Origin of the sequence: Pseudomonas sp. SMN11, assembly GCF_052041945.1 — a bacterium.
In the GTDB taxonomy this organism is placed as follows: Bacteria; Pseudomonadota; Gammaproteobacteria; order Pseudomonadales; family Pseudomonadaceae; genus Aquipseudomonas.
Window position 1 is genome coordinate 1 of record NZ_JBKGGW010000002.1, and the last position, 25,575, is coordinate 25,575.

Consider the following 25,575-nt stretch of genomic DNA (forward strand, 5'->3'; position numbering starts at 1 on the left):
CCATGTGCCCACCATCATAATTTCTGCGCCTGGGAGATCGAGCGCCGCCCGCGCGGTGCTCGATCTCCCAGGAACTGAACTTCTCAAGGCAGGCACTCCTGAACCAACCCCTTATTCCGCCTTACCCTGCACACTCGAAACCCACTGCTCACTGCGACTATGCCCACTGGTCCTCAACAACCCCAGGTCCAGCCCATTCTCGCCATCCGCCGCGCCTTTGCCCTTGGCCATCTCGGCAATCGCCGTACCCAGGTCCACCGGCGAATTGGACACATCGACCGACACATCCCGGCGGTAATCATTGCCACTCAGGGTTTCCCGCGTAACCGAGCCGGCATCGAGCGCGACCGCACCCTTGGCCGACTGCAGGCGGGCGCCAACCAGTTGGGCATCGCCGCCCACCTTCAGCTGGACGCCGTCACTGCCTTTGAGCACCGCTTGCTGGCCCACGCTGTCACGCTGCACGTGCGACACATCGAGGCTGAAGGTCGGCGAGATGCCTGGGTCGGCCTTGCTCAAGGTAGACCCGGCCTTGTCCTTGACCTTGCCGCCCAGTGGCCCGGCCAGCGAGGTGGCGGCATTGAGGTAACCCTGCGGGTTTTTCTCGTGGCTCAGGCGTGCATCGCCCTTCACCGTCAGGGTATCGACGCTGTCCTTGCGGCTGGCGATTCGCAGGTCACCATCGACTATTCCGGTGATACGCCCGGCTTCGAGGCTGGCGCCTTCGATGCGGGTATCACCACGGCTTTGCAGGTTGATGGTTTCGGCGCGCAGGTTGCTGGTGTTCCAGGTCTGGTTGCCGCGCTTGTCCAACTCGACCTTGGCCCGGCCATGCAGGCCACGGGTGTCGGTGGTGCCTGCGGTCATGTTGAAACCGGCACCGGCGGTGATGTCGAGATTGTTGCGCTGCTCCTGATTGGAAGAAGCCTCGATCAGTATGCCGCCGCTGGACGCGTTGAGCTCGATCTGCTCGGCGGAGGCCTGCAGGCCCTCCAGGTGCAAGGCTAAGTCCTCGCGAGCAGCGCTGCTGAGGGTCAGGTTGCCGGCGCTGGTGAACTGGGCATCGACGGCCTGGCGAGCGCTTTCATCTTGCGTGCCATGGCTGAAGTGGCCACCGATGCCGCCGCCTTTTGTCTCACCTATCTTGGCAGCCAGTTCCAGGCCTCCGCCCAGTTTGCCGCCGCTGGCTTGCTGGGTGTCGTTGCCTGCCTTGACCCGCAGGCGGCCGTCGCTGTGCAGGCGAACATCGCCCACCTTGGCTTCGCGGCTGCCGATACGGGTGCCTTCCAGCAACAGGTCACCTGCGCTGCTCAGGCGCACTTCACCCTTGGCGTCGATCTGTGCCACGTGGGCCTTGGTTTGCACTGTTTGCTGCTGCACGTGGTCAAGGTAGCCACGTCCATCGAAACCGGTGCTGCCGGGGCGGTTGCCGACTTTGGCCCAAGCGTTGCCGTCAAGCTGGCGGGTCAACTCTTCGGTGCGGTCGTTGGCCTGGGTCAGCGACAGGTTGCCAGCACTCTGGATGACCACCTCGCCTTCACCGCCATCCATGCGTGTTCCTTCATAGTGGCCATCGCTACCCAACTGGATCTGAATGCCCTGTTGCCCGTAAAGGCTGCCAGGTACCGCGGTGCTGGCCGTTGCCTGCTTGTCCAGCGAACCACCCTTGCCCGCGCCGCGCCCGTTCAGGTCACTGCCGGAGCTGGTGTCGAGGCGCAGGTCACCGCCAAAGGCCAGACGCTGCACGCTGTCCTCCTGGGTGTTTTCGGCGGCACGCATCCTGTGCTTTTGGGCATCGATCTGCAGTTGGCCGGCATTGGCGCGCCAGGCGGTACCTTGGTCGTCGATGGTGTCGGCCTTGACCTCGACCTTGGCACCCGACAGCTCACTCACCTGAGCAATGCCACGGCGCTGGTTTTCCAGGCGTTTGAGGTGCTCCACGGTCATGTCGGCGCCGACGCTGGGCGCCACCATGGCGTCTTCGGGTGATGCCTGCTGAAAGCGTGCGGCCTCTTCGCCTTGTATCAGGCGTTCGATCGGCCGGGTCAGGTCGCGGTATTCGACGCTGGCGCCTAGGCTGCCCGACCACTCGTTGCGAAGCTCTTCACGGTCATGGGTGTCCACAACAGCACGGTTGTCGATGCGCTTGGCGGTGACCTTGAGGGTATCGCCGCCAGTGACGCGTGCCGCTTCGGTCACCAGTTCGTCAGCATCGACGTTCACGTTGCCACTGGCCTGTAGTTCGCTGCGTTGGGCCTTGCTGTCGCGCTCGGTCACCACGGTGCTGTTGTGATGGCCTTCGAACAGGCTGCCCAGGCGGTCGATGCCACCGGTGACGGTCAAGCCACCGCCGCTCTGGCTTTCACCGTTGGTAGTTTCGTGTTCATTGCGGGTGGCGCCCAGTGTCACTTGCCTGGCCTTCACATCAAGGTCGCCAGCACTGGCCTGGACTTTGGAGCCGTTGACTTGCAGGTGGCCCTCGCTGCTCACGCCAACCGTGGCCCCCTTCAGCTCGCTGGCCACCTGCGTGGTCTCGCGCAGCTTTTCACTGCTGGTGACCACTTCATAGGCCACGCCCGCCGCATACTGGCGCGACTCCGGTTTGCCGTCTTCTGCTACCTGAGTTTGCCGGGCACTGGCTGTCAAACCCCGTTGCTGATCGCGGCTGTCGCTTTCGTTGACCGCTTGCGTGCTGCCGATCAGCACGTCGCCCTTGGCTTCCACTTGTAGGTGCTGCCCGGCTTCCACCCTGGCGCCCTGGATACGCAGCTCTTCGGCACTGGCCAGGCGCAGGTTACTGGACGAGCTGACATCGCTGACCAGCACCTCTTGCTGACGTGTGGTGCTCTCGTGATCACTGCCGAACAGACCGAACAGCTTGCTGTCGCTTTTGCGCTCGGTGGAACGGCTGCTGCCATGGTCCGCTTCGATCGCCAGCGCGCCTTTTTCGCTGTACAGCACGGCATCCTTGTTGCCATGCACGGTGCTGCCCTTGATGCTGACCTGGTCGGCATGGATATTCAGCTTGCCATCCGCAGTGACGCTGCTGCCGGCAACGCTTTGGCCCTCGATGTCGCTGCCCTTGCGATCGCCGAAGAAACTGCCGGAGACCAGGTCGCCTCGGTAGTTGGCATCGTTGCTGCGTTGCTGCAGGGCGGTGGTGCCGATCTCGACCTGCTTGGCGTTGAGGCCCATGTCGCCGCGGCTATGCAGGGTGCTGCCCTGGACCTTGAGTGTGTCTTTGGCGTTGACCGTCATGCGCTGGGCGCTCAGCGTGCTGGGCCGCGCGGTTTCCGTATATTGGTCGGTATCGCTGTCGCCGCGCCAGAGGTCCTTGCGATGGCGCACCTGCTCTTTGAATTGCTTGCTGTCGATGCCGGCCACGATGTCGAGGTTGGCACCGCTGTCGAGGGTCATGCCACTGCCGGCCTTCAACTCGGCGGCGACCAGGCGCATGTCGGCGCCGGACTGCAAGGTGATGCCGTCGCTGCCCTGCAACTGCACACCCCGTTGCTGGCGCTCGGTGGTGGTGCTTTCACGGCTGTACGTTTCGCGGGTGATGAACAGGAACTTTTTGTTCCAGCTGTCGCGGTCGTGGCTGATGTTTTCGCGGGTTTTGGCGTCCAGGGTGAGTTTCTTGCCAGCCTTGGCTTCGATGCGCTCGGCCTTGCCATCGACGGCGCTCAATGTCAGGTCATCGGCAGCGGTCAGCAGCAAGGCGCCTTGCTCACTGTGCAGTTCGGCAGGGTTGTCGGCTGTGCCACTAACGTCCAATGAGCCGGCCGAGTGGATGGCGATGCCGTTGTCGGCCTTTACCTTCGACCCCATGCGCACGCCCGCACCTTCGGCAGTGCTCACCACACGAATGCGCCCGGCACGCATGGCACCGAACAGGTTGGCGTCGATGCTCGACGGGGTGCCCGGCAGGTGTTCGAGGATCTGGCCATCTGCGTGGGCGATGCGATTGCGACCAACGGTCACGTTGAGGTCACCCTTGGCCATGAGCAAGCCTTGGTGGTCCACCTTGGGGGCAATCAGATCAAGCGCACCCTCGGCATTGGCCTGGCCGCCCTGTAGCACCTGCAAGGTGCCAGCGGAGTTCAGGGTGTTTAAATGGCGCAGCTGTTCATCCTGCAACTCGGGTGTGCCGACCACGAACCCGGCGCGGGTGGTGTTGATGAAGCTGCCGCCATTGAGGGTGATGCCGTTGGGGTTGGCCAGGATGTAGTCGGCAGGGCGGCCGAAGATTTCCTGCGGGCCCTCGATCAGCGAGGCGTTGCGGCTGACCACCTCGTTGAGAATGGTCGATGCTGCCTGGCCCTGGAACTGCGGGTTGGCGGCCAGCGCTCCAGCCAGTTGCGACTGGCCGTCCTGCAGGGCGTTGTTCAGCACCACGCCGGCGCGGGCGACGTTGTAGTCGAGGAACTGGTTATGCGACAGACCACTGGCGTTGGGCGGGACGATGTCGATCACCGGAACGCCATGAACGTTGCTGATGATGGGCGTCCCTGCGGGGCTACTGGCTGCCTCCAGCCCACCCTGCGCCAGAGCGCTGGTGGGACCGAGCAGGGCGAGGAAGATTGCCCAGCGCAAGGTATCTGGGCGGGTAGACGCTAACGGCGAGAGTATCTGCATGTTCTCGTTCTCTTTGTTGTTCTTGTTGTGGGTGAATCAGATGCTCAGGGTGCACTCCAGTACCCAGAAACCAGGTTCCCGACGGGAGCGGGGCAGGTCGCTGGCGTAGAGGGCGCGTTGGTAGTCGAGGCGCAGCCGGGCATTCGGCAGGCTCAGTTCGATGCCGGCGGCTGCGCCTGCCAGGCGTTGCGAGGGTTTGCCAGTCGCTGGCCGGGTCCAGCCCGCATCCAGGCCAAAGTACGGGCGTATCTGCAGGGGGTGGGCCCAGTTCGCCGGTAGCGATTGGCTGACGGTATTGCGCCAGGCCGCGCCGCTGGCGCCGGAGTAGGTTTGCAGGCGAAAGCCACGTACGGTCGAGTCGTCGCTGACCAGTAGCTGCTCGACGGCGGGCAACGCGTGTTCGCTGTACTGCAACGCCAGTTCGCTTTGCCAGCGCCAAGGTGTGTCAGGCGGCCCCTGACGCAGGTGCAGCAGACTGGCGCGGTACTTGCGAAAATCCGGGCGCAGGCGTTCCGCTCCCATTGGCGACTCGTCGGCAGCAAGCCAGTCCAGGCCTTGGGCAACACCCACGTACCCATTCCATAACCCGCCTTCGAGCCACAGCAAGTTGATGCCAGCCTCAATGCTGGTGAGTGTCGGGCTTTGCTGGGTAATGACGGCACCCGCGCTGCGGTTGACCAGTTGCTTGCGGTCCAGCCGTGCACTGGTGCTGAGCATGCCTTGCTGGTTGCGCCACAGCACCCGCTCGATGCTCAGGCCCTGGTAGCTGCTGCTGCCGTCGCTGATCTGCCGACTGTGCGGCAGCGGTGCTTCGTAGGTCAGTTGGCTGGCGTTAAGGGCAAAGGTCCAGGGGCCGTAAGGTACGCTGTAGTACAAGGTGATGCCTTGCACTTGGCCGGGGGCGTGGAAGACGCTGGAGAGCAATGACACGCGCAGGTCGTCGTTCAGCCCCAGCGGGCTGTCCAGGCCGAGGCCCAGGTTCAGGCGGTAGCGGCCGGTCAACTCACTGCCGCGGTTGTCCAGGCGACTGTCCAGGTGCCAGCGCGAGCCTATCTTGCTCGGTTGCAGCACAACCCGGGTGCCACCCTGCAGTTCGCCTGGCAGCAAGTCCATGCCCAGATCGTAGGCGCGCAGGCGATTGAGCTGGTCGAGCCCTTGTTCGAGGTCGGGCAGGTGCAGTGGTTGGCCCAGAACCCCAGGGAAGGCGCCGTTCAGCGACAGCGGCAACGCTGGGCCGGCGAGCTCGATGGATTCGACGAAACCTTCGACGATGACGATGTCCAGTGGCGCGTCGTCTCGAGGATGTTGGCGCAAGTAGGGTCGGCTGGTCGGAAACCCCGCGTTGACATACTGCTGGGTGATGCCCCTGAGCAGGCTATTGATGTCATCGATGCCCATGCAGGGCAGAAGCCGCTCGCGCAGAGCGGGCTCGAGCGCCTGATCCGGAAGTTGGCGGTTGCCGATGATGCGCAGGCCGGACACGGCCCAGCACTGACTGTCGACCGGCTGGGCGGTGGCCTGCTCGTTGCGTTCGGGCAAAGATGGCTGCTGCCAGCGCTTGAGCCGCTGTTGCTGTTCGAAATGCCGCAGGGATTGCTGCTGGTCGCGCAGTTGCTGACTGGCGGGGTCGTCAGCCAGAGCTGAATGGGAGATCAGCATGCCAGCCAGGCAACCGGCGAGCAGCCTGTTGACGGAGTGGCAGAGTCGGCATGGCATGAAGCATCCTCGCAATTGGCGTACGGATTACGTACTCGTTTGCGTGGATGCTAAAAATTCATGCAGTCGGTTGGATGCAGTCTCCGGCCTAAGCAGTGCGTAGGGCAGGCGAGTATTAGAAGTATGAAAGGTCCTACAATCTCAATCTGATTGTAGGACTATCAAGGGCGAATCTCGATCAGGGTGCCATCGCGGACCAGGTCCCACACTTCCTGCATGTCGCGGTTGCGCATGGCGATGCAGCCATCGGTCCAGTCGAGGGTGTGGAAGTACCACTCGGGGTAGTTATCGTCGACCGGCGTGCCGTGGATCATGATCATGCTGCCGGCGCTCCAGCCTTCGCGGGTGGCGCGGGCAGCATCGCTGATGTTCGGATAGGTGATGTGCATGGCCAGGTTGAAGCGGTCGCTTTCCTTGCGCCAGTCCAGCCAGTACAGGCCTTCCGGGGTCTTCTTGTCGCCTTCGCGTTCCTTGGCGCCCTTGGGCTGCTTGCCCAGGGAGATGCGGTAGGTCTTCAGCGGCTCGCCGCGGCTGATCAGCTGCAGGCGCCGCTCGGACTTGATCACCAGCACCTTGTCGATCAGTGGCTGCATGGCGGCCTGGGACTGCGACTGTACCGGCGCGGGCGGTTGCGGCTTGCGAATGATGACTTCGGTGAAGGCCGCCTGGGACACCGTGGTAACGCAAAGGCAGAAAAGGGCGAACAACCAACGCATGAAGCGGTACCTGCAAACTTAAGTGGTGGGCGAAACATTCATCGGCGGCAGGTATTCATGGCCAATCGGGTAGTGCTGCCTGATGCGGTCGCGATAATAGCATTCTAGTGTGCGAGTGACGGTGCGGAAAGCCAGCTCGCCCCACGGGATTTCGTGTTCCTCGAACAACCGTACCTCCAGGCTTTCGACACCGACGGCGAAATCAAGGTCCGCCAGCTCGGCACGGAAGAACACATGCACCTGGTTGATGTGCGGCAGGTCGAACAGTTGGTACAGGGCCATGTCCCCAACCCGGGCACAGGCTTCCTCGACCGTTTCGCGACGGGCGGCGTGGTCGAGGGTTTCGCCGTTCTCCATGAAACCGGCCGGCAGCGTCCAGAAGCCGCGACGCGGCTCGATGGCGCGGCGGCACAGTAGCACCTGGCTGCCCCAGGTGGGCAGCACCCCGGCGACAATGTTGGGGTTCTGGTAATGGATGGTCTGGCAATACTCGCAGACGAACCGCAGACGGCTGTCGCCCTCGGGGATCCGCTGAATGACCGGCTGGCCGCACGCGCTGCAAAATTTCATGCTGTTCTTCCCTATTGACCGGGTTATCTTGGCGCGCCACGCGGGGTTGCCGCAAGCGCACAGGGCTTGGGTGCTTCGCGGCTTTGGTGCATCATGCAAGGCAGGCCTTGGAAACGAGAGTGCGCAATGCTGGACGAGCTACTTCGCCGTATGAGCAACCACCAACCCGCTTCACTGGAAACCGACCGACGGTTCCCCGAGGCGGCGGTACTTTTGCCCATCACCCGCAGCGAAGCGCCCGAACTGGTCTTGACCCTGCGTGCCAAGGGGCTGTCGACCCACGGCGGCGAAGTCGCCTTTCCGGGCGGGCGCCGCGACCCGGAAGACCCGGACCTGGTATTCACTGCCCTGCGCGAGGCCGAGGAAGAAATCGGTCTGCCGCCCGGCCTGGTCGAGGTAATCGGCCCGCTCAGCCCGCTGATCTCCCTGCACGGCCTGAAAGTGACCCCGTTCGTCGGCTTGATCCCGGATTTCGTCGAATACCGCGCCAACGATGCCGAAATCGCGGCAGTCTTCAGCGTGCCACTGGAATTCTTCCGTCAGGACCCGCGGGACCACACCCACCGTATCGATTACCAGGGCCGCAGCTGGTACGTGCCCAGCTATCGCTATGGTGATTACAAGATCTGGGGGCTGTCGGCGATCATGATCGTCGAGCTGGTCAATCTGTTGTATGACGCTGGTATCAGCCTGCATCAACCCCCCGAGCGCTATATCGAAATCTGAGCGGGGCACACCCCGCCGTCTGCGTGAACCCCCTGAGGAGCGAACATGAAATACCGCCTGGGCGACCATCGGGTCGAATGCCACCCCACCAGCTGGGCCGCACCCAACGCCACCCTGATTGGCAAAGTGCGCCTGCAGGCCCGTGCCAGCGTGTGGTTCGGTGCGGTGCTGCGGGGCGACAACGAACTGATCGACATCGGCGAGGGCAGCAACGTCCAGGACGGTACCGTGATGCACACCGACATGGGCTCGCCACTGACCGTGGGCAAGGGCGTGACCATTGGCCACAACGCCATGCTGCATGGCTGCTCGGTGGGCGACTACAGCCTGATCGGCATCAACGCCGTCATCCTCAACGGCGCGCGCATCGGCAAGCATTGCATCATTGGCGCCAACGCGCTGATCCCGGAGGGCAAGGAAATTCCTGATGGCTCGCTGGTGATGGGCTCGCCGGGCAAGGTGGTGCGCGAGCTGACCGAACAGCAGAAACGCATGCTCGAAGCCAGCGCTGCGCACTATGTACACAATGCCGAGCGCTATGCGCGGGAGCTGGTGGTCGACGATGAGTGAAGTTGCTGTAGAGCGGCCGGTGGCTTCGCCGTGCGTGAGTATCTGCGCGCTGGACGAGCAGGATATCTGTACCGGCTGCCAGCGCACCGTGGCCGAGATCGGCCGTTGGGGGCGGATGAATAATGAAGAGCGTCGGCTAGTGCTCAAGCTCTGTCATGAAAGAGCGGTGGCTGCAGGATTGATTATCGGGGCGTGATTCTGTGCTGGCTTCTTCGCGGGGCAAGCCCGCTCCCAAAGGCCTGATGATGCCTTGAGTCGAGTGTCGAACCTGTGGGAGCGGGCTTGTCCCGCGAAGAGGTCGCCGTTAATCTGTCGGGCTTGCCCACAGATCTCAAGCCATGTTCTATCTCATTGCCTATATCAGTAGCGTAGTGCTGATCAACTACGCCTTCTCCAGCGCCCCGCACCTGGACATCATCTGGTCCTGCTGGGGTGGCCTGGTGTTCATCCTGCGCGACATGGTGCAGACCCGCTACGGCCATGGCGCGCTGATCGCCATGCTGCTGGCCCTGGTGCTGTCGTACGCCACCTCGGAGCCGGCCATCGCCCTGGCCAGCGCCACCGCGTTCTTCGTCTCCGAGCTGATCGACTGGCTGGTGTTCAGCATCACCCGCCGGCCGCTGCGTGACCGTCTGTGGCTGAGCTCGGCGCTGAGCATTCCGGTGGACACCTTTATCTTCTTCGGCATGATCGGCGCACTCACCCCGGCGGTGATCGGCACCGCCATGGCCTCGAAATTCGCCGGTGTCACGGCCGTCTGGCTGGCCATGGCATTTCGTGCTCGGCGGGCCGCCGTAGCGGGTTGATGGTGTAGAATACCGGTCCTTTTTCAGCGGGCCGTGCCAAGCCTGGTGCGGCCCCGGACGCCTTCGAGGACCTGAAATGACCCGTATCGGAACCCCATTGTCGCCAACCGCGACCCGTGTACTGCTCTGCGGCTGTGGCGAGCTGGGCAAGGAAGTGGTGATCGAGCTGCAGCGCCTGGGCGTCGAGGTGATCGCCGTCGACCGCTACGCCAATGCCCCGGCGATGCAGGTGGCGCACCGCAGCCACGTGGTCAACATGCTCGATGGCGTTGCCCTGCGGGCGATCATCGAGGCGGAAAAACCACACTACATCGTGCCGGAAATCGAAGCCATCGCCACCGCCACACTGGTCGAGCTGGAGAACGAAGGCTTCAACGTGGTGCCGACTGCCCGTGCCACCCAGCTGACCATGAACCGTGAAGGCATCCGCCGCCTGGCCGCTGAAGAACTGGACCTGCCAACCTCGCCTTACCACTTCGCCGACACTTTCGAGGACTACGCCAAGGCCGTGGCCGATGTCGGTTACCCATGCGTGGTCAAGCCGGTGATGAGCTCCTCGGGCAAGGGCCAGAGCCTGCTGCGCAGCGATGCGGACCTGCAGAAATCGTGGGACTACGCCCAGGAAGGCGGCCGTGCCGGCAAGGGGCGGGTGATCATCGAGGGCTTCATCGACTTCGAATACGAAATCACCCTGCTGACCGTTCGCCATGTGGGCGGCACCACCTTCCTCGAACCGGTCGGTCACCGTCAGGAGAAGGGCGACTACCAGGAATCCTGGCAGCCACAGGCGATGAGCGCGAAAGCCCTGGCCGAGTCGCAGCGCGTGGCCAAGGCAGTCACCGATGCACTGGGTGGTCGTGGCCTGTTCGGCGTGGAACTGTTCGTCAAGGGCGACCAGGTGTGGTTCAGCGAAGTCTCGCCGCGCCCGCATGACACTGGCCTGGTGACCCTGATTTCCCAGGACCTGTCGCAGTTCGCCCTGCACGCCCGTGCCATTCTTGGCCTGCCGATCCCGGTGGTGCGCCAGTTCGGGCCATCGGCTTCGGCGGTGATCCTGCCGGAAGGCCAGTCGCAACAGACCAGCTTTGCCAACCTGGGGGCAGCGCTGAGCGAGCCTGACACCGCCATTCGCCTGTTCGGCAAGCCGGAGATCAACGGCACCCGCCGCATGGGCGTGTGCCTGGCGCGTGATGAGTCGGTCGAAGCGGCGCGGGCCAAGGCGACCCGTGCTTCGCAGGCGGTCAAGGTCGAGTTCTGATCCGAGATTGCAGGGGGCCGCTTTGCGGCCCCAATGGCTCAAAGCTCGGTATTGCGGGTTTCTTTCAGGCACAGCACGGCAATCAGGCTGATCACCGCCGCGGCCGACACATAGCCCCCCACCCAGCTCAACCCTCCCATGCTCACCAGCTTCTGGGCAAAGAACGGAGCCGCCGAGGCCCCAACGATGCCGCCCAGGTTGTACGCCGCCGAAGCCCCGGTATAGCGCACGTGAGTCGGGAACAGCTCAGGCAGCAGCGCCCCCATCGGTGCGAAGGTCACGCCCATCAGGAACAGCTCGATGGCCAGGAACAGCGCCACGCCAGTGGTCGAGCCTGAAGTCAGCAGCGGTTCCATGGTAAAGCCCGACGCCACCGCCAGCAGGCCGCCGACGATCAGCACTGGCTTGCGCCCGTAACGGTCGCTGAGCCAGGCCGACAGCGGCGTGGCCAGTGCCATGAACACCACGGCGAAGCACAGCAGGCCGAGGAAGGTTTCACGGCTGTAACCCAGCGTGGTCACGCCGTAGCTGAGCGAGAACACCGTCGAGATATAGAACAGCGCATAGCACACCACCATGGCGGCTGCGCCCAGCAGGGTTGGCATCCAGTACTTGCCGAACAGGTCCACCACCGGCATTTTCACCCGTTCGTGGCGGGCGACTGCCTTGGCAAATACCGGGCTTTCCTCAAGCTTCAGGCGCACATACAGCCCCACCATCACCAGCGCGGCACTGAGCAGGAACGGAATGCGCCAGCCCCAGTCACGGAACTGCTCGTCACTGAGCAGCATGGCCAGGGTCAGGAACAGGCCGTTGGCCGCCAGGAAGCCGATCGACGGGCCAAGTTGCGGGAACATGCCGAACCAGGCGCGTTTGCCCTCCGGCGCGTTTTCGGTGGCCAGCAGTGCCGCGCCGCCCCATTCGCCACCCAGGCCCAGGCCTTGGCCGAAGCGCAGCAGGCAGAGCAGGATCGGTGCCCACACGCCAATGCTGTCATAGCCCGGCAGTACGCCGATCAGCGTGGTCGAAACGCCCATCAGCAGCAGCGAGGCGACCAGGGTCGACTTGCGCCCGATGCGATCGCCGAAGTGGCCGAACAGTGCCGAGCCCAGCGGGCGGGCAAGAAAGGCGATGCCGAAGGTGATGAAGGCCGCGAGCATCTGCGCGGTGCCCGAGCCGGACGGGAAGAACACCGGGCCGATCACCAGCGCAGCCGCGGTGGCATAGACGTAGAAATCGTAGAACTCGATGGCGGTGCCGATGAAACTGGCGGTGGCGACCCGCGCTGGCGAGTTGACTGGCGCGGCAGGCGCCTCGGCATAGGTGCTGGTTGTCATTAAGTAGGTCCCTAACAGTCTGGTCCGCTCCATGGCATTGTCCGTGGCCTGTGCAGGCGTTGAAGGCAGGCACGGCTTGGCGGACGCCGGAGCGTATTGTTGTTGTGTTCGCACGACTGACACCAGCCCAGAAGGGTAGGGGTGGGAGCGGGCACTGTTCGGGGTGTTGAAGCAGGACCGCGGGGCGTATCAGTGGAGCGGACTGGCCGTGTGGCGCCGGGTGCGGGTAGCAGGCGGAACGGCGGGGCTGGGTAAGCGTGACCCGAGTATAGCTATCGGGTCACGGTCCACACCAGTACCTTGCTGGCGCAATTGTCCTCTGTTTCGAGGATTTCCAGGCGATAGCGGCCGATCTTCAGGCAAACGGCGCTTTCGGGAATGCTTTCGAGGGCTTCGGTGACCAGCCCGTTGAGGGTTTTCGGGCCACCGTCGCAGGGCAGGTGCCAGCCCAGGGTACGGTTGATTTCGCGCAGCGAAGCGGTGCCTTCGATGACGAAGGTGCCATCGGGCTGCGGGTGTACGTGCGGGTTGTCCAGGCTCTGTTCGTCCTCGAACTCGCCGACGATTTCTTCGAGTATATCTTCCAGGGTGACGATGCCCAGCACCTCGCCATACTCGTCCACCACCACGCCCAGGCGCCGCTGCTGCTTGTGGAAGTTCAGCAACTGCATCTGCAGGGGCGTGCTTTCTGGCACAAAGTAGGGCTCGTAGCAGGCTCCCAGCAGTTGCTCCAGGGTCAGCTCGGCCTTGGGCAGCAGGTGGCTGATGAGCTTGGTGTTGAGGATCGCTTCGACCTGGTTGATGTCGCTGTGGTACACCGGCAGACGCGTGTGCCGGCTGACGATCAATTGCTCGATGATGTGCGCGATGGAGTCGTCGAGGTTTATGCCATCGACCTCGTTGCGTGGCACCAGGATGTCGTTGACGGTGATCTTGTCCAGCGACTGCAGGCCGTCCAGCAGGCCGTGGCGTGGTACTTCGTGTTCGTCGTCCACGTCGAAGTCATCATCTTCCTGCGGATGCAGGGCCACTGCCGTGGGCTGCACGCGGAACGGTCGCAGGATCAGCTTGGCGATGCCGTCGAACAGGCAGGCCAAGGGTTGCAGCAGGGCGAGAGGAAACGGGCGCAGGCTCAGGCCAAGGCTGACGAAGGCCTGCGGGCTGCGCCGGGCCAGGCGCCGCGGCAGGAATTCAGCGAACACCAGCAGGGCCGCCACGGCGGCCAGGCCAGCCAGCCAGAAGCCGTGCTCGCCGCTCTGGCGTTGGCCGATCAGGCAGGCCAGGCCCAGCACCAACAGTTTGCCCAGGCTGGCGCACAGCACCAGGGCCTGGGCTGGCAGCGGCGGCTTGCCGTCATCGCCATTGCGCAGCGAGCCATTGAGTTGCAGACGGGCGGCGTCGACGGCGGTGAACAACGCCGACCACAGTAGCGCCAGTGCCAGAATGCCGAGTAGCGGTGCGTACGGCAGGGTGTCCATGGGCGGCCGTCAGATATGCAGGATGAATTCGCGAACCAGCTTGCTGCCGAAATAGGCCAGCATCAGCAGGCAGAAACCGGCCAGGGTCCAGCGGATTGCCTTGTGCCCGCGCCAGCCGAGGCGGGTGCGGCCCCACAGCAGCACGCTGAACACGATCCAGGCGATACAGGCCAGCGAGGTCTTGTGCACCAGGTGCTGGGCGAACAGGTTTTCGAGGAACAGCCAGCCGGAAATCAGCGACAGCGAGAGCAGGCACCAGCCCGCCCAGAGGAAGCCGAACAGCAGGCTTTCCATGGTCTGCAGCGGCGGGAAGTTGCGGATCAGCCCGGACGGGTGCTTGTTCTTCAGCTGGCGGTCCTGCAGCAGCAACAGCAGCGACTGGAACACTGCGATGGTGAACAGGCCATAGGCCAGGATCGACAGCAGGATGTGCGCGAGGATGCCCGGTTCTTCGTCGATCAGCGGCACCGTGCCAGGTGGCGCGAACTGCGCCAGCAGGGCGGTGACGGCGCCGAGGGGGAACAGCAGCACCAGCAGGTTTTCCACCGGGATGCGCAGGCAGGCCAGCAGCGTCAGGGCGATGACCGCCACGGCGATCAGGCTGGCGGCGCTGAAGAAGTCCAGGCTCAGCCCCAGTGGGGTGATGAGCTGGAAGAACAGTGCGCCACCCTGGGCGACCACGGCGAGTGCGCCGAGCAGGCCAAGCAGGCGTTTGTCGGCCTTGCGGCCCTGGGCCAGGTAGGTGCCCTGATAGATGGCCGCAGCTATATATAAGCCGGCGGCGATCAGGTTGGGGATGAGGCTGGGTGAGGAAACCATAAGTCCTGGTTGCAGAGCCCTGAAAGAGACGGAGTTTGGCATAGAACGCCACCGGCCATCCAGACCGATCGGCAGCGAGGTGTGCGCCGCCGTCGCACTTCGTTATAATCGCCGCCTTGCTGTGCCTGGCGGGTGTGCATTTCCCCCGCAGGCGCCTGACAAACCTCGGCTTTTACTGGGCCTGAAAGGATCACCATGTTCGAAAACCTGACCGACCGCCTGTCACAGACGCTGCGCCATGTCACCGGCAAGGCCAAGCTGACTGAAGACAACATCAAGGACACGTTGCGCGAAGTGCGCATGGCCCTGCTCGAGGCCGACGTTGCCCTGCCGGTGGTCAAGGATTTCGTCAACAGCGTCAAGGAGCGTGCGGTCGGCACCGAGGTATCGCGCAGCCTGACCCCGGGCCAGGCGTTCGTGAAGATCGTTCAGGCCGAGCTGGAAAGCCTGATGGGCGCGGCCAACGAAGACCTCGCCCTGAACGCCGCGCCGCCAGCCGTGGTGCTGATGGCCGGCCTGCAGGGCGCGGGTAAGACCACCACTGCCGGCAAGCTGGCGCGCTTCCTCAAGGAGCGCAAGAAGAAGAGCGTGATGGTGGTGTCCGCCGACGTCTATCGCCCGGCGGCGATCAAGCAGCTGGAAACCCTGGCCAACGACATCGGCGTGACCTTCTTCCCGTCCGACATCAGCCAGAAGCCGGTGGCCATCGCCGAAGCTGCGATCCGCGAAGCCAAGCTCAAGTTCATCGACGTGGTCATCGTCGACACCGCCGGCCGTCTGCACATCGACGCCGACATGATGGACGAGATCAAGGCCCTGCACGCCGCAGTCAAGCCGATCGAGACCCTGTTCGTGGTCGACGCCATGACCGGCCAGGACGCCGCCAACACCGCCAAGGCGTTCGGCGAAGCACTGCCGCTGACCGGTGTGGTACTGACCAAGGTCGACGGTGACGCCCGTGGCGGTGCTGCGCTGTCGGTGCGCGCCATCACTGGCAAGCCGATCAAGTTCATCGGTATGGGCGAGAAGACCGAAGCCCTCGAACCCTTCCACCCGGACCGTGTCGCTTCACGCATCCTCGGCATGGGCGACGTGCTCAGCCTGATCGAGCAGGCCGAGCAGACCATCGACAAGGCCAAAGCCGACAAGCTGGCCAAGAAGCTGAAGAAGGGCAAGGGCTTCGACCTCGAAGACTTCCGCGACCAGCTGCAGCAGATGAAGAACATGGGCGGCCTCGGCGGGCTGATGGACAAGCTGCCGAGCATCGGCGGTGTCAACCTGTCGCAGATGGGCAACGCCCAGGGCGCGGCCGAGAAGCAGTTCAAGCAGATGGAAGCGATCATCAACTCGATGACCCCGGCCGAGCGTCGCGACCCTGACCTGATCAGCGGTTCGCGCAAGCGCCGCATCGCCCTCGGCTCCGGCACCCAGGTGCAGGACATCGGCCGGCTGATCAAGCAGCACAAGCAGATGCAGAAGATGATGAAGAAATTCTCCGCCAAGGGCGGCATGGCCAAGATGATGCGTGGCCTGGGCGGGATGCTGCCGGGCGGCGGCATGCCGAAGCTGTAACCCTATTTTGGGTGCCTGCCTTTAAAGAGGTGGGCACCCGGAACCCCCGCTTTGGCGGGGCAACGGCCGCGGATTCCGTGGCTTAACCGGCAAATCTGGACGGTAGGGCAGGGCTCTGCCGAAAAAGGCATTTGCAAATGTCCGTGTATTCCCCGAGAATATGCGGCCTTTTGGGCACCCGTGTGCCTATTTGGCATTCAGATTTGCAGCACCGACTATAGGAACAATGTTCACATGGTAACCATTCGTCTTGCCCGTGGCGGCTCGAAAAAGCGCCCATTCTACCACCTGACCGTGACCAACTCGCGTAACGCCCGTGACGGCCGTTTCGTTGAGCGCGTAGGCTTCTTCAACCCGATCGCATCGGGCGCCGAAGTCAAGCTGTCGGTCAACCAAGAGCGCGTTTCCTACTGGCTGAGCCAGGGCGCACAGCCGTCTGAGCGCGTTGCTCAGCTGCTGAAGGACGCTGCCAAGGCTGCCGCCTAAACAGTATGAACGCGACGCCAGAAAAGGCTGACGACCTCATCGTCGTTGGCAAGATTTTTTCGGTTCACGGCGTTCGCGGCGAGGTGAAGGTGTATTCCTTTACCGATCCGATTGAAAACCTGTTGGATTATCCGCGCTGGACGCTTCGGCACGAAGGCAAGGTAAAGCAGGTCGAGCTGGTCAGCGGTCGTGGCTCCCAAAAGGGCCTGGTCGTGAAACTGAAAGGCCTCGATGATCGCGATGAAGCCCGTCTTCTGAGTGGTTACGAAATCTGCATCCCGCGGAGCCTTTTGCCCAACTTGGCTGCCGACGAGTACTACTGGTACCAGTTGGTGGGTCTGAAGGTCATCAACCAGGACGAACAACTGTTCGGCAAGGTCGATCACCTGTTGGAGACCGGTGCGAACGATGTAATGGTGGTCAAGCCCTGCGCAGGCAGCCTGGATGATCGCGAGCGTCTGTTGCCCTATACGGCGCAATGCGTGCTCGATATCGACCTGGAAGCAGGCGTGATGCGGGTTGAATGGGACGCGGACTTCTAAACGATGGGTAACCTTCGCGTAGACGTCATCACGCTGTTCCCCGAGATGTTCTCGGCCATCACGGAGTACGGCATTACCAGCCGCGCGGTGAAACAGGGGTTGCTTCAGGTGACTTGCTGGAACCCGCGGGACTACACCACAGATCGTCACCACACGGTAGATGATCGGCCGTTTGGCGGTGGTCCGGGCATGGTGATGAAAATCAAGCCTCTGGAAGACGCCCTGGATAGCGCCAGGCAAGCGATCGGAGCAGCGGCGAAGGTGATCTACCTTTCGCCACAAGGCCGCAAGCTGACTCAGCAGGCGGTCAAAGGCCTGGCCGAACAGGAATCGTTGATCCTGATCGCCGGTCGTTATGAAGGCATCGACGAGCGCTTTATCGAGGCTCATGTCGATGAGGAGTGGTCGATTGGTGACTATGTGCTTTCCGGTGGCGAGCTGCCGGCCATGGTACTGATCGATGCGGTTACGCGGCTGCTGCCCGGAGCTTTAGGGCATGTGGACTCGGCGGAGGAAGACTCTTTCACCGACGGTCTGCTGGATTGCCCGCACTACACCCGACCTGAGGTGTATGCGGATCAGCGTGTTCCCGACGTGTTGCTAAGTGGCAACCATGCACATATCCGGCGATGGCGGATGAAGCAGTCCCTTGGTAGGACCTTCGAACGACGCGCCGATCTTCTGGAAAGTCGCTCGCTTTCTGGAGAAGAGAAGAAGCTGCTCGAGGAATATCTCCGCGAGCGGGACGATAGTTAAACGTATCGATGGTGGATCAAGTATCCATCTTAGGAGCACAGCATGACCAACAAGATCATCCAGCAGCTCGAAGCCGAGCAGATGAGCAAGGAAATCCCGACCTTCGCACCAGGCGACACCATCGTCGTCCAGGTTAAAGTGAAGGAAGGTGATCGTTCCCGTCTGCAGGCGTTCGAAGGCGTTGTCATCGCCAAGCGTAACCGCGGTCTGAACAGCGCCTTCACCGTGCGCAAGATCTCCAGCGGCGTAGGCGTTGAGCGTACCTTCCAGACCTACAGCCCGCAGATCGACAGCCTGGCCGTGAAACGTCGTGGTGACGTGCGTAAAGCCAAGCTGTACTACCTGCGCGACCTGTCCGGCAAAGCCGCTCGCATCAAGGAAAAACTGTCCTGAGTGCAGTTTGCCCGGTGGCCAAGGCCGCCTAGCGAGAAAAAAGCAGCCTTCGGGCTGCTTTTTTGCTTTCTGAAACCTGTGAAAAGTGACGGATATGACCAGCCGAGACCAGGAAATCCAGCGCCGCACCGAGCTGTCGGTGACCCGCGTGACCAAAGCGGTGTTCCCCAACACCACCAACCACCACAACACCCTGTTCGGCGGCACCGCGCTGGCCTGGATGGACGAAGTGTCGTTCATTGCCGCCACGCGCTTCTGCCGGCTGCCGCTGGTGACCGTGTCCACCGACCGCATCGACTTCAAGCACCCGATCCCGGCGGGCTCGATCGTCGAACTGGTGGGTACGGTGGTCAAGGTCGGCAACACCAGCTTGCAGGTGCAGGTGGATGTATTCGTCGAGAACATGTACCTGGATGGCCGCGAGCGGGCGATCCATGGGGTGTTCAGCTTTGTCGCCATCGACGAGGACAAGCGCCCGGTGCCTGTTCTGCCTCAGGCCTGAGTATTTCTGCCCCGGCCCTTTCGCGGCTAAAGCCGCTCCCACAGGGATTGCACATACCCTGTGGGAGCGGCTTTAGCCGCGAAGAGGCCAGTAAAGACAACCGATCACATGCTGTGAAACACTAGCCCGAACTTCAACCTCCAGCAGCCCCGCATGCCCGCCCTAGACCACCCCCTGATCGACCAGTTCCTCGACGCCCTGTGGCTTGAAAAAGGCCTGTCCGACAATACCCGCATGTCCTATCGCAGCGACCTGGCCCTGTTCAACGGCTGGTTGCAGGAATATTCGGTGACCCTGCCGGACGCTGGCCGCGAGCTGATCCTCGACCACCTGGCCTGGCGCCTCGACCAGGGCTACAAGCCGCGCTCAACCGCGCGCTTTCTTTCCGGCCTGCGCGGCTTCTTCCGCTACCTGTTGCGGGAAAAGCTGGTGGCAGTCGATCCGACCTTGCAAGTCGACATGCCTCAACTTGGCCGGCCATTGCCCAAATCCCTGTCAGAAGCCGACGTCGAAGCCCTGCTGCAGGCGCCGGACCTGGGCGAAGCCATCGGCCAGCGCGACCGCGCCATGCTCGAAGTCCTTTACGCCTGTGGCTTGCGCGTGACCGAGCTGGTCAGCCTGACCCTGGACCAGGTCAACCTCCGCCAGGGTGTGCTGCGGGTGATGGGCAAGGGCAGCAAGGAGCGCCTGGTGCCGATGGGCGAGGAGGCGGTGGTGTGGCTGGAGCGCTATTTGCGTGACGGCCGCGCCGAACTGCTCAACGGCCGCCCCAGCGATGTGCTTTTCCCCAGCCAGCGCGGCGAGCAAATGACCCGCCAGACCTTCTGGCACCGCATCAAGCATCAGGCGCGGGTGGCATGCATCGACAAGCCGCTGTCGCCACATACCCTGCGCCACGCCTTCGCCACGCACCTGCTCAACCACGGCGCCGACCTGCGCGTGGTGCAGATGCTGCTGGGCCACAGCGACCTGTCCACCACGCAGATCTACACCCACGTGGCCAAGGCGCGCCTGCAGCAATTGCACGCCCAGCACCATCCGCGTGGATGAATGTTTTTCATGTTCCGCCGACCGGTCCTTGCAGGCCCCTTCATCAGCACCGTGATGTGGTAGGCTTGGGCGGTTTGCATCAAGGGCCGCACGGTCGCCGCGATTTTTTTGCAGGTGACGTCCTCCGGCCCCTGTCCGCCTCCAGGAGTTCCCATGCGCGTGACCCAGATTTTCGCCGCCGCCGTGTTGGCGCTGGCCAGTACCTTTGCCGTTGCAGCGGCCGACAGCAATGCCAGCGCCGAGCAGGCCATCCGCAAGTCGTTGCAGAACCTTGAACTCGAAGTACCGGTGGAAAGCGTCGGCAGCAGCCCGCTCAATGGCCTCTATGAAGTCAAGCTGCAGGGCGGCCGTGTGTTGTATGCCAGCGCCGATGGCCAGTACGTCATGCAGGGCTACCTGTACCAGCTGCAGGACGGCAAGCCGGTCAACCTGACCGAGAAAACCGAGCGTCAGGGCGTCGCCAAGCTCATCAACGGCATTCCAGCCGCCGAGACCGTGGTTTACCCTGCCAAGGGCGAGACCAAGTCGCACATCACCGTCTTCACCGACACCACCTGCCCGTACTGCCACAAGCTGCACGCCGAAGTGCCTGAGCTCAATCGCCGCGGTATCGAAGTGCGCTATGTCGCCTTCCCGCGCCAGGGGCTCGGTTCGCCAGGTGACGAGCAGCTGCAGGCCGTCTGGTGTTCCAGCGACCGCCGCGCGGCGATGGACAAGATGGTCGAAGGCAAGGAAATCAAGGCCGCCAAGTGCGCCAACCCGGTCAGCAAGCAGTTCCAGCTGGGCCAGCAGATCGGCGTCAACGGTACGCCGACCATCGTGCTCGAGAACGGCCATGTGATCCCGGGCTACCAGCCGGCACCGCAAGTGGCCAAGCTGGCCCTGGACGGCCAGCAGCAGGCCGCCAAGTAATCAATTCAATACGCCGTCGTCATGGGGTGACGGCATGTTTCACGGTCGGTGAAGGCGCCGGCCGTTCAATGGGGAGTTCACAGTGAAACCGGTCAAAGTAGGCATCTGTGGGTTGGGGACCGTCGGTGGCGGAACCTTCAATGTACTTCAGCGCAACGCCGAGGAGATTGCCCGCCGTGCCGGGCGCGGTATTGAAGTGGCACAGATTGCCATGCGCTCGCAGAACCCGAACTGCCAGATTACCGGTACCCCCATTACCGCTGATGTGTTCGACGTTGCAAGCAACCCGGAAATCGACATTGTCATCGAGCTGATCGGTGGCTACACCGTGGCGCGTGACCTGGTGCTCAAGGCGATCGAGAACGGCAAGCATGTGGTCACCGCCAACAAGGCGCTGATCGCCGTGCATGGTAACGAGATCTTCGCCAAGGCGCGCGAGAAGGGCGTCATCGTTGCCTTCGAAGCCGCAGTGGCTGGCGGTATCCCGGTGATCAAGGCGATCCGCGAAGGCCTGTCGGCCAACCGCATCAACTGGCTGGCCGGCATCATCAACGGCACCGGCAACTTCATCCTCACCGAAATGCGCGAGAAGGGCCGCGCCTTCCCCGACGTGCTGGCCGAAGCCCAGGCGCTGGGCTATGCCGAAGCTGACCCGACCTTCGACGTCGAAGGTATCGATGCCGCGCACAAGCTGACCATCCTGGCGTCCATCGCCTTTGGTATACCGCTGCAGTTCGACAAGGCCTACACCGAGGGCATCACCCAGCTGACCACCGCTGACGTGAACTACGCTGAAGCGCTGGGCTACCGCATCAAGCACCTGGGCGTGGCCCGCCGCACCGCCGAAGGCATCGAGCTGCGCGTGCACCCGACGCTGATCCCGGCCGACCGCCTGATCGCCAACGTCAATGGCGTGATGAACGCAGTCATGGTCAACGGCGACGCCGCCGGTTCCACCCTGTACTACGGCGCCGGCGCCGGCATGGAGCCGACCGCTTCGTCGGTGGTGGGTGACCTGGTCGACGTGGTCCGTGCCATGACCTCCGACCCGGAAAACCGCGTGCCGCACCTGGCCTTCCAGCCGGACTCGCTGTCGGCCCACCCGATCCTGCCGATCGAAGCCTGCGAAAGCGCCTACTACCTGCGCATTCAGGCCAAGGACCACCCGGGCGTGCTGGCCCAGGTGGCGAGCATCCTGTCGGAGCGTGGCATCAACATCGAGTCGATCATGCAGAAGGAAGCCGAGGAGCAGGACGGCCTGGTGCCGATGATCTTGCTGACCCACGGTGTGGTCGAGCAGCGCATCAACGATGCCATTGTCGCCCTGGAAGCCCTGCAGGACGTGGTCGGCAAAGTCGTGCGCATCCGCGTCGAACAGCTGAATTAATTTGCCAATCGGGCCGCTCGCGCGGCCCTAGCATCGAAGGTTTGCACTCATGCGCTATATCAGTACCCGCGGCCAGGCTCCGGCCCTGAACTTCGAAGACGTGCTGCTGGCTGGCCTGGCCAGCGACGGCGGCCTGTACGTCCCTGAAAACCTGCCTCGCTTCACCCAGGAAGAAATCGCCTCCTGGGCCGGCCTGCCGTACCACGAACTGGCCTTCCGGGTGATGCGCCCGTTCGTCGAAGGCAGCATCGCCGACGCCGACTTCAAGAAGATCCTCGAAGAAACCTACGGCGAGTTTGCCCACGCTGCGGTCGCCCCGCTGCGCCAGTTGAACAGCAATGAGTGGGTGCTGGAGCTGTTCCACGGCCCGACCCTGGCGTTCAAGGACTTCGCCCTGCAACTGCTCGGTCGTCTGCTCGACCACGTGCTGGCCAAGCGCAACGAGCGTGTGGTGATCATCGGCGCCACCAGCGGTGACACCGGCTCCGCCGCCATCGAAGGCTGCCGCAGCTGCGAGAACGTCGACATCTTCATCCTGCACCCGCACCAGCGTGTGTCGGAAGTGCAGCGCCGGCAGATGACCACCCTGTTTGGCGACAACGTCCACAACATCGCCATCGAAGGCAACTTCGACGACTGCCAGGAAATGGTCAAGGCCAGCTTCGCCGACCAGTCGTTCCTCAAGGGCACCCGCCTGGTTGCGGTCAACTCGATTAACTGGGCGCGGATCATGGCCCAGATCGTCTACTACTTCCACGCGGCCCTGCAGCTGGGCGGCCCGGCCCGTTCGGTGGCGTTCTCGGTACCGACCGGCAACTTCGGCGATATCTTCGCCGGTTACCTGGCGCGCAACATGGGCCTGCCGGTCAGCCAGCTGATCGTCGCCACCAACCGCAACGACATCCTGCACCGCTTCATGAGCGGCAACCAGTACGTCAAGGAAACCCTGCACGCGACCCTGTCGCCGTCCATGGACATCATGGTGTCGTCCAACTTCGAGCGCCTGCTGTTTGACCTGCACGGCCGCAATGGCGCCGCGCTGGCCGAGCTGATGGCGACCTTCAAGCAGGGCGGCGGCTTCAGCGTCGAGCAGGACCGCTGGACCGAAGCACGCAAGTTGTTCGATTCGCTGGCGGTCAGCGACGAGCAGACCTGCGAGACCATCGCCGAGGTGTTTGCCGCCACCGGTGAAGTGCTCGACCCGCACACTGCGATCGGCGTCAAGGCCGCCCGCGAGTGCCGCCGCAGCCTGGACACGCCGATGGTGGTGCTGGGTACCGCGCACCCGGTCAAGTTCCCGGAAGCAGTGGAGAAGGCCGGCGTCGGCAAGGCGCTTGAACTGCCGGCGCACCTGAGCGACCTGTTCAGCCGTGAAGAGCGTTGCACCGTGCTGGCCAATGACCTGAAGGCTGTTCAGGCCTTTGTCAGCCAGCATGGTAATCGCGGCAAACCGCTGTAATCGCGTTGGATTCTGGGGCCGCAAAGCGGCCCCAGATTTCAGCGGTTTCCTCAGTTATTTGCAGAATTGTCCTATGTAAGGCTTTGGAAGTCTTGCCTAGAGTGACCGGTCCTTCCCCCAAGGAGCGGCACATGCGCCAGCCCTACGTGCTTATTCACCACGCACGCCCATCCCACCAGATCGTCTTGCACCAGGCCTGCAATGCCATTGGCCTGTTCAATGTGCGCATTACCCTCGACAAGGCAGACCTCGATACCTGCCTGGCCCGCAAGCGTGGCGTCGACCTGCTGATCCTCGACCATTCCCACGATCCGGCCCTGCTCGATCGAGTCGGCGCTTGCCGCGCTTTGCTGTTCGTCGGTCGCGCCAACCCGGGCTGCCCCAACCTTGCCGGTGAAGCCCGACGCCAGGGCCTGTGGGTGCTGGCTGACCTGCCGTTGCCACTGCCAATGCCACGCTGGCAACAAGCCCTGCAACGTATTCAAACTGTCACGTCGCCGACGCATGCTCACTAGCACAGCCGTGGCGCAACGAACTTTTCGCCGCGTTTGCTGGTCAGTTCCTTCATGTCCCATTACAAGCGAGTGATCCGGATGGAAAGAATCTGCAGACTGCTCAACGACGCCCTTACCCCCTACCAGGCCAAGCTAGGTGCCACGGATGCCGGCGGCAACCGCCAGTTGACCGTGTACGACAGCCTCGGCGGCACAGCCTTGCGCCGTACGGTCAGCCAGCGCCAACTGCAGGAGCAAAGCCTGTTGATCGACCTGGTAGACGGCCTGCACCGTGACCTGCAGATTGTCGAAGGGCGCTTGCAGCCCTGTGTGATCGCGGCATTGCAACAACGTCAGCAGCCTCAGGGAACCTTTGCCTGAGTGGCCTATCATAAACATCAAGGGCAGCCGGCCAGTGCACAGCTCCGGTACTGGCAGGTTGTCGCTGGAAGTCCATGAGGACTTTCGATTGGCCCCGGGCGTCTTCCCCAGCGTCCGGGGTTTCTTTTTGCGCGCCTGTCACTGACTGCAGCTCAGCGGTTTTCGAAGAAATGCCGGCTCTCTTCCAGATAGGTTGTACGCAGCTCGGGGTCGAGCCAGTGGGCGTATAGGCCTGGCAGTGTGTCGCGGCGCAATGACGGCAGCAACTGGTCGATATGAGCAATGGCTGCCCGCCCCAGCGGCGAGTCCGAACAGCCTACGTGGAGGAACTGGTAGCGGTTCACGCCCTGGATCGGGTGGAACTGGTAGTCCGCCAGCGCGCCGCCCTGTTGCTGAATGAGGTAGCGCACCTCTGGCCAGTAGCCCAGTACCAGTTGCAGGCGCCCAAGTTGCTGCATCTGCAGCAGGTTGGCGGTGGCATCGTTGCCGTAATGGCGGCTGAAGGCAGAGTCGGGCAGCTTGCGCAGGATCTCATCGACCTGACTGCTATAACTGCGCTCGGCAACGATGCCCAGCTTCAGCTGGGTATTGCCGAGCAAGCCTTCGAGGTCGACCTGCTGTCCGTCAAGGTACGGAGCGAGCAGCGCCTGCCCAGACTTGCGCACGACGACGCCGCTGCTCAGCACACCAAGCGTCGGTTTCGAAAAGAGCGCGAATTTTGCACGTTCCGCCGTCCAGAGCAGTGTCGGGTCGCAGGTGAAACTGGTCGGATCCTGAAGCATCTGGATCCCGCGTGCACGGTTGACCCGGACGATGCTGTGCTCGTACTCGGGCATCTGCTCGATCAGCAGCGGCAGCATCTGGTCGATGACCCCCTGGCCTTTATCCGTGCCTTCGAACACGGTGAAGGGCGGCAGGTCGCGCACCAGCCACAGCAGGCGTTCCTTGGCCTGCGCCGGAGCCACCAGCAGGCCAGGCAGCAAGGCGCAGCACAGGGCCAGCCAACGCAT

The 25,575-nt window shown here is 63.2% G+C and carries 24 protein-coding genes and 1 pseudogene; 17 read left to right on the forward strand and 8 right to left on the reverse strand.

Going from position 1 to position 25,575, the window contains the following annotated elements; genetic code table 11:
* Positions 1-111 precede the first annotated feature (111 nt).
* The 4 genes and pseudogenes from ACLEJU_RS02100 to ACLEJU_RS02115 form a co-directional block, all read right to left on the reverse strand.
* Complete coding sequence (locus ACLEJU_RS02100; protein ID WP_435425230.1) at positions 112-4,635, reverse strand: hemagglutinin repeat-containing protein; 4,524 nt, start codon at positions 4,633-4,635, stop codon at positions 112-114.
* A 36-nt stretch (positions 4,636-4,671) separates the two neighbouring features.
* Positions 4,672-6,351, reverse strand: a complete 1,680-nt coding sequence (locus ACLEJU_RS02105) for a ShlB/FhaC/HecB family hemolysin secretion/activation protein (RefSeq protein ID WP_435425229.1) — start codon at positions 6,349-6,351, stop codon at positions 4,672-4,674.
* A gap of 161 nt (positions 6,352-6,512) precedes the next feature.
* Positions 6,513-6,932 (reverse strand): annotated as a pseudogene (locus tag ACLEJU_RS02110) (L,D-transpeptidase family protein); the annotation flags it as partial.
* Between the two features lie 153 nt (positions 6,933-7,085).
* Positions 7,086-7,637 carry an NUDIX hydrolase gene (locus ACLEJU_RS02115; protein ID WP_435425228.1) on the reverse strand — a complete coding sequence of 184 codons (552 nt, stop codon included), beginning with the start codon at positions 7,635-7,637 and terminating at the stop codon, positions 7,086-7,088.
* 126 nt (positions 7,638-7,763) lie between these two features.
* On the opposite strand from ACLEJU_RS02115, the gene ACLEJU_RS02120 reads away from it, so the two are divergent.
* The 5 genes from ACLEJU_RS02120 (at position 7,764) to purT (ending at position 10,997) form a co-directional block, all read left to right on the forward strand.
* On the forward strand, positions 7,764-8,363 hold the full coding sequence (locus ACLEJU_RS02120; RefSeq protein ID WP_435425227.1) for a CoA pyrophosphatase: 600 nt from the start codon (positions 7,764-7,766) through the stop codon (positions 8,361-8,363).
* A 45-nt stretch (positions 8,364-8,408) separates the two neighbouring features.
* Positions 8,409-8,933 carry a gamma carbonic anhydrase family protein gene (locus ACLEJU_RS02125; RefSeq protein ID WP_435425226.1) on the forward strand — a complete coding sequence of 175 codons (525 nt, stop codon included), beginning with the start codon at positions 8,409-8,411 and terminating at the stop codon, positions 8,931-8,933.
* Complete coding sequence (locus tag ACLEJU_RS02130) at positions 8,926-9,129, forward strand: DUF1289 domain-containing protein (RefSeq protein ID WP_435425225.1); 204 nt, start codon at positions 8,926-8,928, stop codon at positions 9,127-9,129. The genes ACLEJU_RS02125 and ACLEJU_RS02130 overlap by 8 nt, the downstream gene beginning before the upstream one ends.
* A gap of 142 nt (positions 9,130-9,271) precedes the next feature.
* Positions 9,272-9,739, forward strand: coding sequence for a VUT family protein (locus ACLEJU_RS02135; RefSeq protein WP_060512569.1), 468 nt, complete (start codon positions 9,272-9,274; stop codon positions 9,737-9,739).
* 76 nt (positions 9,740-9,815) lie between these two features.
* Positions 9,816-10,997, forward strand: a complete 1,182-nt coding sequence (gene purT, locus ACLEJU_RS02140; protein WP_103445466.1) for a formate-dependent phosphoribosylglycinamide formyltransferase — start codon at positions 9,816-9,818, stop codon at positions 10,995-10,997.
* A gap of 38 nt (positions 10,998-11,035) precedes the next feature.
* Here the strand turns inward: purT and ACLEJU_RS02145 are convergent, their stop codons facing one another.
* The 3 genes from ACLEJU_RS02145 to ACLEJU_RS02155 all read right to left on the reverse strand — a co-directional run bounded on the left by ACLEJU_RS02145 (position 11,036) and on the right by ACLEJU_RS02155 (position 14,631).
* Positions 11,036-12,334 carry an MFS transporter gene (locus tag ACLEJU_RS02145; protein ID WP_110637280.1) on the reverse strand — a complete coding sequence of 433 codons (1,299 nt, stop codon included), beginning with the start codon at positions 12,332-12,334 and terminating at the stop codon, positions 11,036-11,038.
* A gap of 272 nt (positions 12,335-12,606) precedes the next feature.
* Positions 12,607-13,812, reverse strand: coding sequence for a transporter associated domain-containing protein (locus ACLEJU_RS02150; RefSeq protein ID WP_435425224.1), 1,206 nt, complete (start codon positions 13,810-13,812; stop codon positions 12,607-12,609).
* Positions 13,813-13,821: 9 nt separating this feature from the next.
* On the reverse strand, positions 13,822-14,631 hold the full coding sequence (locus ACLEJU_RS02155; protein WP_435425223.1) for a cytochrome C assembly family protein: 810 nt from the start codon (positions 14,629-14,631) through the stop codon (positions 13,822-13,824).
* Between the two features lie 195 nt (positions 14,632-14,826).
* On the opposite strand from ACLEJU_RS02155, the gene ffh reads away from it, so the two are divergent.
* The 12 genes from ffh to ACLEJU_RS02215 all read left to right on the forward strand — a co-directional run bounded on the left by ffh (position 14,827) and on the right by ACLEJU_RS02215 (position 24,565).
* Positions 14,827-16,203, forward strand: a complete 1,377-nt coding sequence (gene ffh, locus ACLEJU_RS02160) for a signal recognition particle protein (RefSeq protein ID WP_012270758.1) — start codon at positions 14,827-14,829, stop codon at positions 16,201-16,203.
* A gap of 234 nt (positions 16,204-16,437) precedes the next feature.
* Positions 16,438-16,689, forward strand: coding sequence for a 30S ribosomal protein S16 (rpsP, locus tag ACLEJU_RS02165; RefSeq protein ID WP_027920106.1), 252 nt, complete (start codon positions 16,438-16,440; stop codon positions 16,687-16,689).
* Positions 16,690-16,694: 5 nt separating this feature from the next.
* On the forward strand, positions 16,695-17,231 hold the full coding sequence (rimM, locus tag ACLEJU_RS02170) for a ribosome maturation factor RimM (RefSeq protein ID WP_294337780.1): 537 nt from the start codon (positions 16,695-16,697) through the stop codon (positions 17,229-17,231).
* Between the two features lie 3 nt (positions 17,232-17,234).
* Complete coding sequence (gene trmD / locus ACLEJU_RS02175; RefSeq protein ID WP_435425222.1) at positions 17,235-17,987, forward strand: tRNA (guanosine(37)-N1)-methyltransferase TrmD; 753 nt, start codon at positions 17,235-17,237, stop codon at positions 17,985-17,987.
* Positions 17,988-18,029: 42 nt separating this feature from the next.
* Positions 18,030-18,380 carry a 50S ribosomal protein L19 gene (rplS, locus tag ACLEJU_RS02180; RefSeq protein WP_023629812.1) on the forward strand — a complete coding sequence of 117 codons (351 nt, stop codon included), beginning with the start codon at positions 18,030-18,032 and terminating at the stop codon, positions 18,378-18,380.
* 94 nt (positions 18,381-18,474) lie between these two features.
* A complete protein-coding gene (locus ACLEJU_RS02185; RefSeq protein WP_159411839.1) occupies positions 18,475-18,882 on the forward strand; it encodes an acyl-CoA thioesterase in 408 nt (135 codons plus the stop codon).
* Between the two features lie 153 nt (positions 18,883-19,035).
* The gene (gene xerD / locus ACLEJU_RS02190) at positions 19,036-19,932 is read left to right on the forward strand and encodes a site-specific tyrosine recombinase XerD (protein ID WP_435423328.1); all 897 of its coding nucleotides are present in this window, start codon (positions 19,036-19,038) and stop codon (positions 19,930-19,932) included.
* Between the two features lie 153 nt (positions 19,933-20,085).
* Entirely contained in the window at positions 20,086-20,844 is a 759-nt protein-coding gene (locus ACLEJU_RS02195) for a thioredoxin fold domain-containing protein (protein WP_435423327.1), read from the forward strand.
* A gap of 82 nt (positions 20,845-20,926) precedes the next feature.
* The gene (locus ACLEJU_RS02200; protein ID WP_099815331.1) at positions 20,927-22,231 is read left to right on the forward strand and encodes a homoserine dehydrogenase; all 1,305 of its coding nucleotides are present in this window, start codon (positions 20,927-20,929) and stop codon (positions 22,229-22,231) included.
* A gap of 49 nt (positions 22,232-22,280) precedes the next feature.
* Positions 22,281-23,690, forward strand: a complete 1,410-nt coding sequence (gene thrC / locus ACLEJU_RS02205) for a threonine synthase (protein ID WP_027920098.1) — start codon at positions 22,281-22,283, stop codon at positions 23,688-23,690.
* A gap of 131 nt (positions 23,691-23,821) precedes the next feature.
* Complete coding sequence (locus ACLEJU_RS02210; protein WP_435423326.1) at positions 23,822-24,205, forward strand: histidine kinase; 384 nt, start codon at positions 23,822-23,824, stop codon at positions 24,203-24,205.
* Positions 24,206-24,283: 78 nt separating this feature from the next.
* Positions 24,284-24,565, forward strand: a complete 282-nt coding sequence (locus ACLEJU_RS02215; protein WP_435423331.1) for a DUF3509 domain-containing protein — start codon at positions 24,284-24,286, stop codon at positions 24,563-24,565.
* A 152-nt stretch (positions 24,566-24,717) separates the two neighbouring features.
* Here the strand turns inward: ACLEJU_RS02215 and ACLEJU_RS02220 are convergent, their stop codons facing one another.
* Positions 24,718-25,575, reverse strand: a complete 858-nt coding sequence (locus ACLEJU_RS02220) for a TIGR02285 family protein (RefSeq protein WP_435423325.1) — start codon at positions 25,573-25,575, stop codon at positions 24,718-24,720.